This is a genomic window from Ensifer sp. ENS02 (assembly GCF_014851885.1).
Classification (GTDB): domain Bacteria; phylum Pseudomonadota; class Alphaproteobacteria; order Rhizobiales; family Rhizobiaceae; genus Ensifer; species Ensifer adhaerens.
Genome location: NZ_JACVAO010000026.1, coordinates 16,254 through 30,421, shown reverse-complemented (window position 1 = coordinate 30,421; position 14,168 = coordinate 16,254). Strand labels below are relative to the sequence as shown.

The following is a 14,168-nucleotide window of genomic DNA, read 5'->3' as shown; positions in this document are numbered from 1 at the left end:
GGTGGGGCTAGTCTGTTCATAATCGGTACCGTAGCCCTCAATCTAGTTGAAGATTGCTCGCTGTAGCTATCATACTCAAACGAAACGCTAAGTTGTGATTTGCGGTTGCGGATAAGATTCGGATGAAGATTGATTTCTTGAGCCCTAAAGGCCCACAGCCTGCCGAGCAGTTTGGTTTGAATGAGTTTCGCTCCAAGCTACCGCCTGGTTGGAAGGGATTTGCGAATTTCTACATCCGGAACGAGAAGCGTCGCGGGCAGGACCGCGAAGTCGACGTTGTTCTGATCACTCCAGACCGACTGATCATCGTCGATCTCAAACACGGGCGAGGAAAGTTCGAGAGCCGCAGTGGGGCATGGTTTCAGAATGGAGAACCAGTCGGTCAGTCGGCGGCGGTAAAAATCCGTGAGAACGCGAAAGTTCTCGCGAGTGCGATCCGAAAGCATGTGCAACAAATCTCTGGCGCCCCACCCGTTGAAAGCGCGGTGGTTTTTACAAATCCCCACGCTGATTTTTCGGGACTCGACCAACATGAGAAGGACCGTTGTTTCACGATCGACGACTTCACTCGCATCGGAAATGAGGGCGTTTTTCGGACATATTTCACGACGCATTCAAATTTTGGCGGTTCGGCATCTCTGGCTGCCGGACAGCACTTGTTCGGGCTGCAACGATTTTTCACAAATGACCGCCACGTCGGCGCGACGCCGGCGAAATACCACGGCTTCGTGCCAACCGGGACGCCAGAATTCAAGCATCCTTTGTATGAAGAATTTTCATGCTCGGACGAAGCAAATCCAAAATACACTGGATTGCTCCGGCTCTGGGACTTCAGTCGAGATCCCGAAGCCTTTGCGGTTGAAGAACTCCGTCGCCCCGTAGCGGAACGCGAGCGAACCGCGCTTGGTCATATCCGTGCGACAAACCCACACTATTTTGACAACTTCGTTCTTAGATCCCAGGCGCATGACCGCGAATACGGGCTTAATTTTTCCGAAGTTTTCGAGAAGCACCCTGATCTCGTTCGGCTGACCCGCTACGTCGGAACCATCTCTGAGCTGCCTGCAGACAGGCGGGTGGATATCGCCAAGCTCCTCCTCGACAGGATCGCGGAACTTCATCGCGTCAAGTTGGCTCACAGAGATATAGATCGGCATTCAATTTGGATCGACGAGAGGCGAAGCAGCGTCGTTCTGTCGGGGTTTGGCGCTTCTCACTTCCCGGATGTCGAGACTATCGGGGATAAACGGGCGAAGCTGCTAGCTGGAGGGAACAGAACTCCGGAAGATACAGCGCAAGGACCGGTCGCGTCTCCGTTTCGTCAGGATGTTTTCCTTTCGGCTGCGGCAGTATTTGGAATATTGACGGGCCGACGAATTCAGCTTGTAGACGACGTTCCCTACTGGTCCGATGAGCTGTTAGACAGCACTGAAATGAGTGAATATCGACATTTCAAGTCTTGGTTTGAGAGAGCCTTGGACTGGGACCCGTCGAAGCGCTTCAAGGATGGAATCGAGGCCAGTAGCGCATTTGTCGATGCCATTTCCCGAAGCGCGTCATTCAACGTCGAAAAGCAGCTAGCCCAGTATCGTCGAGAAATCGACCTCATGGACTACGCGGCCAAAGTCGACGAATGGTTTAAGCGTATGCCTTACCGGGTGATGAAATCCGGTTCATTGCTGATAAAGAATTGGCCCCAGCAATACATAGGAGACCCCAAAACCTCAGCTCTTGCGCTTTTAGCCTTTTTCTCCCGCGGAGCTCGGCTTGAAGGACTTGCAGCGTCGTGGGCTCCAAGGATACGGCAGAGCTGCCTTTGTATGGATGGACTTTTCCTAGCTCAAGACTGGGTTGAAGGAACTAAGCTTTCGGAAGCCGATTGGTCCGCCCACGACGAGGGTAAAATTACGTCCTTCTTAAGGGCATTGTTTGACGCCGTCGATGAGCTTCATGCGGCAGGGCTGTCGCATGGTGACCTAAAACCAACAAATATAATCTTGTCCCAAACAGCGGACGAAACAACCGTACCCGTCTTCGTCGACCTCCTCGATTATTCCCGTCCAAACGATGGCGATCGATCAACTCCGGCATATTGCCCTCCGCATCAGAATGACGACCTTCAGCTTCGAGACCGGTTTGCTGCCGGACAGATAGCGGTCGAAGTGATCGATGGCTGGCTTCGAAGCGGTGCACAGGACACTCGTCTTCAAGAGAGAATGGCGGAAGGTATCCTGAAATCGAATGATGACGCCGATTACTGGGCTACGCTGAAGCCGCTTCGCGACGCGTTGTCCGAGGCGGAAATCACGGGCGAAGGGGGCGGTCTCGATCTGTCCATTGAGTTTCGCGATCCGCGGTTCCCTGGAGCGATGCTCGCTGACAACGGGAAATTCAACGTTGTACTTCGCGATGCCAAAGACCAGATCGAGATTTACGGCTTCGACCAGAAAATTCGGATCGACTTTGATCGAAAGGATATGAAACCCCGCAACGCGGTGATGCATAGCGTCGACGCGAGGGAGTCCAACTGGGCAGGGCAAAATAATGTGCTGCAGTTCAATGGCCAAGTCCGTGTAGCCCATTCATTGACGACACGTTTTTCTGGTCTTGAACCTATCTTTGGACTGGTGGCTGACCTTCTAATATCCGCCAAGGAAAACGGGTCACCGGTAGAGGTGAAAAGCGGGTCCGGCACCGTCGATGGTCCAAGCGCAAAGCAAACTCTCTCCATGCCCGCCGCGATCGTAAAAGCTGTCTTTCCAGTGGCCAAGTTTTGGGAAGAGACAATCATTGCGGAGGAGGAAATACTTCCCGAGATAAAGCTTGTTGAAGCCCCACGAGAGACGCATGAACCCGGAACGATTGTTTTGACCTGTGCAGAATTGCCTGCAGTCGATGCGATCGATGTAAGACCGGGGCAATTTGCTACAGTCACTTGGAACGGTGATCGCGTCGGAGACCTGGATACGGCGCGAGCGGGGCACGGAAAAATTCTAGTCCGTAACGCACGGTCATTTCGCCGCCTTCAGCCCAACGATGTATTGAAAATTCAGTCTCCGGATAACAGATCCAGTTTTCGTCGACGATCAAAGGCCGTGGACAGGATCCTGCGTGGGCAGGCGCAAATCGCCAATTTGATCTCCTATTTTAACCCAGTCGCAAAAATTGAGCCGGCGCTGATGGCGGACCAAATTCCCGCCGGCGCGCTGGACAAGTATGGCCTTAATCCACAGCAGGAAGAAGCCTTCAGGCATCTGTGGTCGAACGGCCCCGTAGGGCTCTTGCAGGGGCCTCCTGGAACGGGCAAGACATATTTCACATCTGCATTCGTGCATTGGGCGCTAAACGAAGGGAAACTTCGAAACGTTCTGGTGCTGTCACAGTCTCACGAGGCCGTAAATACCGTCGCGGAGCGGGTGCTGAAAACATTCGACGACCATGGTGGTGATGTAGACCTCCTGCGCGTCGGCCAATATGACAAGATATCTCCGCAGCTCCGACGCTACCATTCGCAGTCCGTTCAGGATCGATATCGCGAGCTTTTTCGTGCTGAATTGAAAGATCGATTATCAGCGGTATCCCGAAAGCTCGGACTAGATCGCGGATATGTTCGAGAGGCTATCGAAATCGAGTCCTCGATCGGCTCCCTCGTTAGACAAATCGAGTTGGCAGAGGAAGATCTGGCTTCAACCGACCTCGATCCGGACGTTGTGACGGCCGCCGGCAGGCGGCTGGGTACACTAGGCCGGACTTTAGAAAGATTGCTCGCCGATGACATAATCCCGCGTGAAGGGACACCGCCAGAGATACTGGAGGACCTTAGGGACGAGGTAGCAAATCGACACCACGTTTTTGATCCTGATGCGCGTGACCGCCTTCTTCGATTGCTTGATCTGTCGAGGAATTGGCTTTCGGCGCTGAGCGCTCGGTCCAGGAACCTAGAGGAGTTTCTCGCTCGCAGCAGAAACTTGGTTTGCGGGACATGTGTGGGTATCGGAAGACATGGGCTTGGTCTCGAAAGAGGCGTTTTTGACCTCGTCATTATCGACGAGGCGGCCCGGTGCACGCCCGGTGAATTGGCAGTCGGCATGCAGTCCGGAAAGAGGATCCTGCTAGTGGGTGACCATCGGCAGCTTCCACCGCTATTCGAGCATGAAGCCCTCAAAGCGATGGCAAAGAAACTCCCGGGCTTTGGTATGGAAGACTTCAAAAAGAGTGATTTCGAACGAGCTTTCTCTTCGAGCTATGGAAAATCGATCGCTCGAACGCTCAAGACCCAGTATCGAATGGCCGCTGAAATCGGCGCGCTAGTTTCTAAGACCTTTTACCCGGGCCAGGAGCTGGAAACAGATCGTGCCTCTCCATCCGAGGTCTATGCTCATTTGCCGGCTCCCTTCGACAAACAAGTCGTGTGGCTCGATACCGGACATTCGAAGAAGGGAAGCAATGATGCCGGGGCAGGAACAAGCTTTATAAATCGCCGGGAAGCGGCCGAAGTCATCAGGCTCTTGAAATCGATAGCATCGTCTTCGGCGTTTTTATCTGAGGCGCCAACAGCGTTGAAACTGAAAGACGGGGAAGCGCTTATCGGCGTAATTTGCACCTACGCTCAGCAAGCGGAGCTCGTCGAAAATATGATTGTGGCGTCGGACCTTCCCTCGGATTTCCGATCGCTGGTCAAGGTCGACACGGTCGATGCATATCAGGGGAAGGAAAATCGCATAGTGATACTGTCCCTCGTCCGGAACAATGCCGAGGACGCGATGGGTCACGTTAAGAGCCGCAACCGAATCAATGTCGCGATCTCTCGCGCTATGGACAGGCTCATCATTATCGGAGCAGCCACGATGTTTGAAAGAGGAAACAACTCGTTGAAGCCGATTGTTAGCCATCTCAAGGCCCGCGACCGGATTGTGCCAATCGCAACGCTTGGTGGTGCATGATGCCAAGTTCAGCCGATACGACATCGCAAACCACTTCGCTTTCACCCATTGAGGTTGACGAGGTTTCCTTTCTGGTCCGCGCTCAAAAATTCCGGATTTCCGCGACGGCGATGAAGCGTTCGGCTATATCGCTAGCGACCGAGTATGCAATTCGACTGATCCATCTCGTCCCAGACATAGGGCCGGAGGCGATCGGCGACTACTTTGGTTTCGAAGAAGTAGAAACCCGGGTTCTCCTTCAAGATATTTTGGAGACCGGTTTGGTGCTGGAAAACTCCGGTAGATTGACTTTGTCCGCCCGCGGATATGAAGCGATCTCCCCGGTTTCTGAGGAACTGGAGATCTTCGCTCGTGAGGAAATCAGGACTTCTCAATCCTTTGACCTGATTGCCCTTGCACCAGTGGATGAGGTCTCGCTCGATCCCAGCATCGCACGAAGGATTGCCGAAATAGGGATTCCAGACCGAGAGAGAGCAGCAAATGCGGCGTCTCAGGTCGGGCGCGCCTTCGAAGACCATTTCTTAGAGTGGAGGCAGCGGAATGGGGCGCGCAGTCGCGCCGATGACCTCATGTTTGAAGCGGCGGATGACATTCAACAAATAAAAGTTTTCGCAGCTCCATTCCACATTTCGATCCAGTATCACCAAGAAGATCCTGTAGGTTTGGAGCCGGATTTTCGGCCGTTGCAAACGAAGGGGAGGGCGGGCTCGAGAAAGCCGTTGATCGAGGCGCTCAGCGCGCGGATATCGAGCATGCGCGCACCTCCGGACGCCGATACAGCTTTTCGATGGCTTCGCGAGATAGATGGGGACCTTTTGTCTCGCTCGGGCTTCAATGAGATGTCGGACGTGCGACCTTGGATGGCGAGATGCCAGGACGACACCGGTCGACGGCTGGCGCATCCTTTCGATCCCGGTCTCCGCTTAGCGGGCTCGATTTCTGGCAAGATCACCCGAAGTGCGCTGATAGACTGGACCAAGCTTCAAGGACAAGGGGACCCAACTCCCGTCTTTTGGATTCCGCCAGATGCCGACTACTGGGGAAGAAGTCTCGCATTTGCGACCGTGGTTCGCGAACTGAACGCGCAGGAAAGCGACGGGATAGTTTTATTGGCGCGAAACAGTCTCGGGACACGCGAGGCGAGTTGGTGGCGCCGGTCGTTCGGAAGAAGTGAGAAACACAATTCACTTTTCGATCGTTGTCTTGGCGTCTCAGGCGATCTGCCGAAGTCCTTGGAGATTGTGGTCAAGCCGAATTCTTGGGCTCTAGCGCTTGTCCACACTACCGAAACAAGGTCGAGTCTTCCTCTTCCCATCGGATATATAACAGCCGATGATGTTGTTGTTCAGGCTCTTACACGAGCGGTAGCTGACGTCGCTAGCACGGCCCCAAGCTCGAAGGCGATTATATGGGCCAGGCAAGATGAGACACATGATGCTGCACTGAGCACTATCGACACAGCACTTGGAATCGAAACAGTCTAGGCATTCTGTTCGCTGTCCATATCGATATGCGTCACCGAAGACATGACTGAGTTGGCCCACATGGTATTGCACTCAATGTCGCCATCGCTTTCAAACCAGTGTGTTGCCCCGGGGATGAGATCGAATGGGATTGGGTGAGTTGCCAAGGGGTTGTGAAATACTTCTAGCTCTTGGCACCAAGCTTCGCCCCACGGCCAAAGCGCCTGATATTCTTCGCTCCCGACCACAAAGCTAAAATTGATTGGCTCTAATGCGCCGGGTGTTCGGTCAAAAAGCAAACCGCGCCGCGTCATTCTTAATCCTGGTGGTCTCCAGCCAGCGAGGAAGCCCATGCGGTTGAATTTCCCAAACGAACTGATGTCGATTGAACGAACCTCCGAGCTTTGGGTCAGAAAGAAGTCCTCAGCGGACGAAACAAGCGGGACGCTATTGTGAACGTAGGGGCACCCCGCAGCCGGCTCGCCCGCGCAATGAATGGCTCAATCCGCGTAACGCAGGTTAGAAGGCGCCCCAGAAATGCAATCCTCGCGATCCGTCGACCTGTACTGGGTGGTAGGGCCAGAAGTCACGAAGGACGGCGGCATGAGGGTGTTTGTAGCCTTTGTGGTCCGGATCGGATGAAAAAATGCTAGCTTCCGGCCTCAGAAGCGAAGCCAAGCCTGAGTGCCAGTTACCCTCTGCCCCGTGATGCATGACCTGAAGGATGCCGGCACGGTCAAGTCGGCTTTCGGGTCGATAATGCCGCTCGAAGTCGGCAAATTGCTTGCCCGCGCCGAGCGTTCCGTCGCCCGTATACATCTGCGCAAACCGGTTGCTTCCGAAGAGGGAACCGAGCGGACGATTGGAGGAGTGCCAAAGCAGAACCGCAGACTGATTGACGGGGCCGGAATAGACGAAGAGCGAGATGATATTCCGGTTTTTGGACGATCTCCCAAAGTGGGTATCGTAGAGCTTTTTTAGCCTGCCGAGCGCAGCGCTTCGCGTCGTCGGCACGGTCAAGATATCACTCACCAGTTTCGACGCCGCCACCTGGAATTTTTTCGTGGCCTTTGGCAGCATTGATGGGTCGTTATAGGGTAGAAACTCCCAGTCGAAGGGCACCGATATCGTGCCGCCACGCTTCAGATAGCGCACATTCGCGTTGGCTTGCGAGCTGAATAGCTCGTCCTGCGATCCTTCCGGTGGCGTCTCTTCGGAGAATTTGATGGGGGGCTCTTCTGGTCCCTCAAGATCTGGACGCGGCTCAATGGGCGGAGGTGGCGGGCCGTCTTCTGGTCCAGAGGGCAACACAAACACGATCTCACCTATATCGCTTCCATCCAAGCCCCTGAGATAGCCGACCGGGTCGACGTAGAAGCCAAATTCGGCGTCATCGGTTGATACGCCCTGCTGAAGCGCCAAGACGAGGCGCTGCAGGGGCGTGAGATAAGGGAGCAGGATCATTCGAATTCGAGATGCCTGCACGAGGCGCGAAAATCCGCTGATATGATCGCGGTCGAAATGTGAGAGGACAGCCAGATCGAGCCGGGTGAAACCCAGTGCAGAACGCCTGAAATTGCAGGACGCTATGGCATCCGCCAAGAGGCTGTCCTTGGATGTCGTTCCGCAGTCATAGACCCAATTGAAGCGGGGGCCGTTGTCCGCCAAGATTGCACCTGAGGAAAAAAGGCCCTGGCCTACAGGCCACCAATCGAGCAAGAGATATCGTCGGCCATGCCCTCCAAGAGAGGGACCGCCAGCAGGCGGCTCGAACAGTGTCGCGTCAGGATAGACGCCAAATTCGCACGCGAGCATAAAGGCGCGTACCGCTGTCTCCGATGCGGGTCTGATCGCGCTAAACCAATGGCCTTTGCGAATCTGCCCGATTAGGCGGTGATTGAGGTCTCGATCCGGGTGGGTGAAATAGGCCAGGATTTTCTGATCAGTTGGCCGGGGGCTAAGATTCAGCATACCCTTTATGACGCTGACTTCTGCCTGCGATAGAGACTTCACGGATGCCAAATTTCCCCCCAGGAATGTCTGTAAACGGGCGTGTCGCATAACGTAGTTTATGGAACTAAGCCATTGATATAGTGAGATATAATGGCAATTCTAGCCTACATGAACCGTTACGTCATACCCAAGCGATCGAAGGGCTTTGCTGGTCCGCCCGTTGCGCGGCGGATATCTGTCCGGCAATGCCCACCCTACAATTTCCCCCAGAGCGCTCACGCCGATCAGTTCGATTTTCCTCTTGGGGTCGACAATCGCGTTCCAAAGGCGAATAGGGACGTCTTCAATTCGACCATCATAGAGAATGTAGGATAGTGTCTCCAATGCGGAGATCCCCCCGCGGTTTGGCGCCCTGTAGATATGTCTCGCCAAGGCATCAACTTTCTCGGGTATGTCGTATGGCCGGTCGCCCTTTAGCCCGATAAGTCGATTGGGCGCACGACGGGCAAACTCCCGGGTTGCGTGGATTTTGCCGAGAACCTCAATGAATTCATCTTCAGTAAGGCGTTGTAGACGGTCTTCTGCAAACGCCCGCCGCAAGGCGGGGGCAGTCTTATTGAGCATCCGGTTCTCGTCTGAACTGTCCGGCCGCTTCTGCCACCATCGAATCGCAGTCTCAACGGCGGTATCGGGATCCAATCTGTTTCTGCCAAAATGCGTCTCGAAGTCCGCTCTCCTGCCGTCGAATGTATTCTGGTAGTAGTGGGCATGGAGGAACTGGTCGGCATGGACACCCAACGGCGCGGTGGCGCTCACCCAAGATGGCCTGTTTCCGTCAACCGAAATCTTGACAGAGATGTCTCGAATAATTTGAAGAGTGCTGTTCCACTCATTCAGAAACGCTTGCTTGCGCTGCTCCCCCGCCGACTTCGCGCTTGATCGCGCCAGCCCGGGAAAATGGGGAACGAAGGTGGTTGCGGTGAACGCTTCATCCGAAGCCTTTTGAGCAATTTTGCGCCTAGTCAGTTCCTTGTTCCTGGCCGAGAGAAGATCGAACAGCTCCTGAGTCAACGGGGCAGCATGGGTCTCGATCTCAGCAAAGAATTGCTCCAGCTGAAGATCGTGACCGCTATCCACCAGCTCGTCCTCGGTGAGGAAAACACCGGCCTCGACGTTATTCCACCATGCGCTTTGGGTAAGGTTTGCAGAGCCGATGTATGCGCCGAAGCCGCGCCACCAGATTACCTTGGGATGGAATTGGCGCACGAGCTTGCAAGTATAGCGCCCCGACCTGCGAGAAAGGAAACGTTCGAGAATGGGGATACTCACCGGTACCTGTTCATCAAAGCGTCCCCAGAAACGCAGCGGTAGTTTGTTTTCCCAACACCAATCAAAAAGGAGATCGTTCTCCGTGGCATAAGCGACTGCAGCATCAACCCGATCAGTGTCTTCGACAGCATTCAACAGAATGTTTCGGAGATAGTTGCCGTTGATCCCGTTCAAAAGCAATTCCAAGCGGCGCCCCCCCTTTTTCTTTCACTGATCTACACTCTTGAAGGTTGTTGCGTCAAAGTCTGGATCTTCTCCTGCGACAGCCAAAGGCTGCGACGGCGCCCTCGTATCAAAACACGGGAGCCGGGCGCGGCGATCCTTCATATGGATCGAAAAGCGCAGTGGGGAGATCTTCATGGGTTTCAGGCGGGTTTTCAGCAATTTTTGGATGTCTTTGTTGTGGCTTTGATTTTTTCTGGCTCTTCGAGCGCGCCCACCATGAGGACACGGTTGTTTCGAGAGTTGGCGATTGTAGTATGTGGCGCATACCTACGGGAGTGTGCTCTATTGCACCGCCGCTGGTCGCCGCCTTGCTCCGACCAAATGCGGCTCCACCGAACCCCGAAACGGGTTTCGGCCGTCCGGTCACGATCACATTGCGCAGCTCGCCTCGGCACGCCTGGGCGAGAGATCGGAAGCGCGCCAGCGCGCTAGCTTTCACAAGGAGCATCCGCCTCGCGGTGGACGCGGTTCTTTTCCGTGACACTGCCGCTCTTACGATAGGGTGGAGATCAGGCCAATGGGCAAGCGCGCCCGAGGGCGCTGTCGGCCGTTAAAAAAATAGGCTTTCACCGCTTCGCGCCGAACCTTCCGATTTTTTCCACGGCCGACCCATGACCGGATCTCCACCCTACCGGGAGCGGGCTTACGCCCCCTCCCTTCGTCCCGAGAACGTGTGAGCACGTCCTTCGGACCAAAGGAAGAAGGCTTCGCCCACAGCGGGTTTTGAAAACTCAAGCCAACGGGAAATCAGGAGATTGAAGCCATGACGACGACTATCCTCATCGAATTGAACAAGTTGGACGCCGACCCCAAGAATGTCCGCAAAAGCTACAGCGAGGCCAAACTCGCCGAACTCGCCGCAAACATTGATGCCGAAGGAGTTCTTCAAAACCTTGTGGTGCGCGCTGGCGACAAGAGTGGCCGGTATTTCGTGACGGCTGGTGAACGGCGTAGGCGGGCGCTGCTGATGCTGGTGGAGCAGGGCAAGATTGCAAAGGACCACCATGTCGAATACAAGGTTCGCGAGGCGGCGGATGCAACGGAAATCAGCCTGTCGGAAAATGTCTTTCGGGAAGACATGCATCCGATCGACCAGTTCGAGGCTTTTTCGGTCATGATCGCGGAGGGTAAGACGATTGCCGATATTGCCGCGAATTTCAGCATCACAGAAATCATTGTGCGCCGCCGTCTGGCGCTGGTGAAGGTGTCGCCAAAGCTTCTTGAGGTTTATCGCGAAGGAAAGATGACGTTCGAGCAGCTTTCCGCCTTCACTGTCTCTGATGACCATCAACGGCAGGAGCAGGTCTGGGAAAATCTGCCCCAATGGGACCGCCACGCCCAGAGGATCAAATCGAACCTCGTGACCGACGAAGTCGCCAGCACCGACAAGCGTGTCAGGCTCATCGGCGGCCTCGACACCTATGAAGCGGCTGGGGGACCGGTGCGCCGTGATCTGTTTGGCGAGCAGGGTGAAGGTTACGCACTGGACGTCGCATTGCTCGACAGGCTCGTCTCCGAGAAGCTGGAACAGCTCGCCCTGCCCTATCGCGACAAGGGTTGGAAATGGGTTGAAACACAATTCCAGCGCCCGGATTGGATTTTCTCCATACCGCGCATCTATCCCGACGACGTCGAGCTTTCTGCTGAAGATCAGGCCGAATATGACGCGCTCGTCAACGAACACGGCGATCTGGCTGAACTGATCGATGGGGAAGCGGACGACGAGGCCGCCGGACAACGTATTGCCGAGATCGACAGGCGTTTGGACGAAATCTCCGCGAAGAAGGAAGCCTATCGACCGGAAGACATGGCTCGCAGCGGTGTGGTTGTCTTCGTCACCCATCACGGCGCGGCAGAGGTGGCCCTTGGAATTGTAAGGGATGACGACGAAGCCGACGGGGAACACGACACGGACGGCGGTGGCAGCGGGAGCGCGGCGATAAATGAGGAGAATACCGATACCCCCGCAGGATCAGCGAGGCTGCAGACCAAACTCCAGCAGCATTCTCCCCTCCCCAATCCCTCATCGAGGTTCTGACGGCGAAGAAGACCGCTGCATTGCGGGTGGAATTGGCGAACAATCCTGACGTGGCCTTGGCTGCCTTTGTTCACGCGATGCTGCTGCGCATCAGCTACGGCGGATGGGTGGATGAAAAGAGCGCCTTGCAGGTGTCGCTCACCCATGAGCATCTCGACAAATGGATCAAGGAGCCGGCGAAATGCCCGGCATCGACAGCCTTCGATAGTTTGCGGGAAAACTACGGACATAAAATCCCCGGTAACCCGGCCGACCTCTTCGATTGGTGCCTCAATCAGAGCCGCGAGGAATTGCTGGCGCTGCTGGCCTATGCAGCAGCACATGCCGTCAACGCGGTAGAGGTCAAATTCTCAGACCGCCGTAAGGGCATCGATCAGGCCAATCAGCTTGGTCGCGCCCTCAAGGTCAAAATGAACGACTGGTTTGAGACCACCGCCGATAGCTATCTCAACCATGTCAACCGCCGGGGCATCGAGCAGGCGGTTCTTGAAGCCCCGGGGGCCAGAGGCGGCCCTTGCGGTTTCTTCCGCAGCCAAGAAAGCAGAGGCTGTGCTGATCGCGGAGCGTAAGATCAAGGGTTCGGGCTGGCTCCCCGGTCCCGTCCAGATCGCAGCTGACCCGGATGCGGAAGCTGAGGCCGAGGCGCAACCCTTCCCGATGGCGGCGGAATAGTCCTCCGCAGCCAGCCGGTCGCGCCTCTCCAGCGCGGCCGGTTCCCCCCCAATTCAGCCGAGAAAACCCAATGTTCGACCAGACGCCCGACCCAACGCTTGCTGCCGAAGTCTGCTGCAAACTCATCAACGCCTATCTCGCCGGTCATGAATCCGTTGAGTGGGCCGACGTTCAGAAAGCCCTGAACATAGCTCTCGAAGCGTTCGATCTGCCGCAAAACGCAGTCGTCAACAGATCAGAGCGTGACATGCAGCGCTGAAAGGGCCTGCCGTGGCATCGAACCCCGGCAGGCCCTTACGGGACATTCCGTCCCAAATTTGAAGGGCAGAGGGGGGCCGAGGACTTCGCCCTTCTCTCCCCCAAACAGTCTTCCGCCCACCTTCCTCCGCTACGCCGTCGCTTCGTGCAGGCGGTTCCGCGCGAAGCTTGTTTCCCCCTTCCAGCCCACCACTCACGCGGCCCCGGAAGACAGGAGCGGCGCCCTGACTTCGCAGGATCAGAAAGCCGCTTTGCGGTTCGACAAAGCATTCAGGTCATTCCATGAACAATTCCCGCCTCAAGGCGATCGTCAAGCTATTCGAGACTTGCCGCTACAAGTACGACCTCTATTCGGTGTTTTCCGATTGGTGCGAATGCGCGGCCATTTCCCTGAGCAACGCTATCGATCGGGTGCATTTCGATAGACTTGAAGCCCGCTATCTTGAAATCATCGGAAAATATGACGCCGCGACGATCGAGACGTTCACACAGGTCATGGGCGAGGTCATCATGGCGATGGAGGACGCACCGCAGGACATTCTCGGCGCGACGTTCCATGCGCTCGAACTGCACAACAAGGCGCGGGGCCAGTTTTTCACGCCCTATCCCCTTTGCCGGATGATGGCGATGATGCTCGCAGGCAGTAGCGAGGAAATCGGCAAGACCATCGAAAAGCGCGGCTTCATGATTGCGCAGGAACCCGCCGTTGGCAGCGGCGCGATGATTGTCGCGCTGGCCGAAGCCATACGGGATGCCGGTTTCAATTATCAGAACACGCTGCACGTCACTGCCGTGGACATTGACCGTCGCGCCGTTCACATGGCGTATATCCAGTTCACGCTTTTGCATATTCCAGCAATCGTTCTTGTCGGCGACAGTTTGGCAATGCGATTTCATGACGAGTGGCGCACGCTGGCCCATATCATGGGAGGTTGGAACGTCAAGCTTCGCACCGACAAACGCGACCTGGGGGACACTGCTCAGGTCCCTAACACGGCCCCACCCGAGCGCTGTGCTGCCCAAGAGGCTGAACGGCTCACTACCGAGGCGGATAAGCCGCCCTTCGGTTTGGACAAGTCAGGTCAGCTCAGGCTGTTCTAGCGCTCATTCGCGAGGCGGAAACCGATGCTAGACCCCTGCCGAGTCGACATCGATCCGGCAGCTTGCTGTCACTTGCCGTATCGAACGGCGCGCGCCAGGTGCGAGGGGTGCCCTGGCGCCCCACCCCTCGAAGCTCCCCGCCCGCCCGTGAAAAACGGAGCGCAAGGACCGGGGACAGTCGATCCC

Annotated in this window: 9 protein-coding genes; 6 read left to right on the top strand and 3 right to left on the bottom strand. The window is 55.8% G+C overall.

Annotated features, from left to right (window positions below; genetic code table 11):
- Window positions 1–122 precede the first annotated feature (122 nt).
- On the top strand, window positions 123–4,943 hold the full coding sequence (locus tag IB262_RS32865) for an AAA domain-containing protein (RefSeq protein ID WP_192494376.1): 4,821 nt from the start codon (window positions 123–125) through the stop codon (window positions 4,941–4,943).
- A complete protein-coding gene (locus tag IB262_RS32860; RefSeq protein WP_192494375.1) occupies window positions 4,943–6,427 on the top strand; it encodes a hypothetical protein in 1,485 nt (494 codons plus the stop codon). Before IB262_RS32865 ends, IB262_RS32860 begins: the two co-directional genes overlap by 1 nt.
- On the opposite strand, the gene IB262_RS32855 is transcribed toward IB262_RS32860, so the two are convergent.
- From IB262_RS32855 to IB262_RS32845, 3 genes are all read right to left on the bottom strand, one after another.
- Window positions 6,424–6,759 (bottom strand): hypothetical protein, encoded by a 336-nt coding sequence (locus tag IB262_RS32855; protein ID WP_246802796.1) that lies wholly within the window; start codon window positions 6,757–6,759, stop codon window positions 6,424–6,426. The genes IB262_RS32860 and IB262_RS32855 overlap by 4 nt on opposite strands.
- 166 nt (window positions 6,760–6,925) lie before the next feature.
- Window positions 6,926–8,419: a hypothetical protein gene (locus IB262_RS32850; RefSeq protein ID WP_192494414.1), complete on the bottom strand. Its 1,494-nt coding sequence runs from the start codon at window positions 8,417–8,419 to the stop codon at window positions 6,926–6,928.
- 99 nt (window positions 8,420–8,518) lie between these two features.
- Complete coding sequence (locus IB262_RS32845) at window positions 8,519–9,874, bottom strand: phospholipase D family protein (RefSeq protein ID WP_192494374.1); 1,356 nt, start codon at window positions 9,872–9,874, stop codon at window positions 8,519–8,521.
- Window positions 9,875–10,676: 802 nt separating this feature from the next.
- On the opposite strand from IB262_RS32845, the gene IB262_RS32840 reads away from it, so the two are divergent.
- The 4 genes from IB262_RS32840 to IB262_RS32830 all read left to right on the top strand — a co-directional run bounded on the left by IB262_RS32840 (window position 10,677) and on the right by IB262_RS32830 (window position 13,982).
- A complete protein-coding gene (locus IB262_RS32840) occupies window positions 10,677–11,951 on the top strand; it encodes a ParB/RepB/Spo0J family partition protein (protein WP_246802795.1) in 1,275 nt (424 codons plus the stop codon).
- 20 nt (window positions 11,952–11,971) lie between these two features.
- On the top strand, window positions 11,972–12,520 hold the full coding sequence (locus IB262_RS36210; RefSeq protein WP_246802794.1) for a hypothetical protein: 549 nt from the start codon (window positions 11,972–11,974) through the stop codon (window positions 12,518–12,520).
- Between the two features lie 173 nt (window positions 12,521–12,693).
- The gene (locus IB262_RS32835) at window positions 12,694–12,882 is read left to right on the top strand and encodes a hypothetical protein (protein ID WP_192494373.1); all 189 of its coding nucleotides are present in this window, start codon (window positions 12,694–12,696) and stop codon (window positions 12,880–12,882) included.
- Window positions 12,883–13,163: 281 nt separating this feature from the next.
- Window positions 13,164–13,982, top strand: a complete 819-nt coding sequence (locus tag IB262_RS32830) for a class I SAM-dependent methyltransferase (RefSeq protein WP_192494372.1) — start codon at window positions 13,164–13,166, stop codon at window positions 13,980–13,982.
- Window positions 13,983–14,168: the final 186 nt, after the last annotated feature.

Bases quoted from the DNA above. Each gene is read 5' to 3' on its own strand.
- IB262_RS32865 (WP_192494376.1), top strand. From the start codon at position 123: ATGAAGATTGATTTCTTGAGCCCTAAAGGCCCACAGCCTGCCGAGCAG.
- IB262_RS32860 (WP_192494375.1), top strand. From the start codon at position 4,943: ATGCCAAGTTCAGCCGATACGACATCGCAAACCACTTCGCTTTCACCC.
- IB262_RS32855 (WP_246802796.1), bottom strand. From the start codon at position 6,759: ATGGGCTTCCTCGCTGGCTGGAGACCACCAGGATTAAGAATGACGCGG.
- IB262_RS32840 (WP_246802795.1), top strand. From the start codon at position 10,677: ATGACGACGACTATCCTCATCGAATTGAACAAGTTGGACGCCGACCCC.
- IB262_RS32835 (WP_192494373.1), top strand. From the start codon at position 12,694: ATGTTCGACCAGACGCCCGACCCAACGCTTGCTGCCGAAGTCTGCTGC.
- IB262_RS32830 (WP_192494372.1), top strand. From the start codon at position 13,164: ATGAACAATTCCCGCCTCAAGGCGATCGTCAAGCTATTCGAGACTTGC.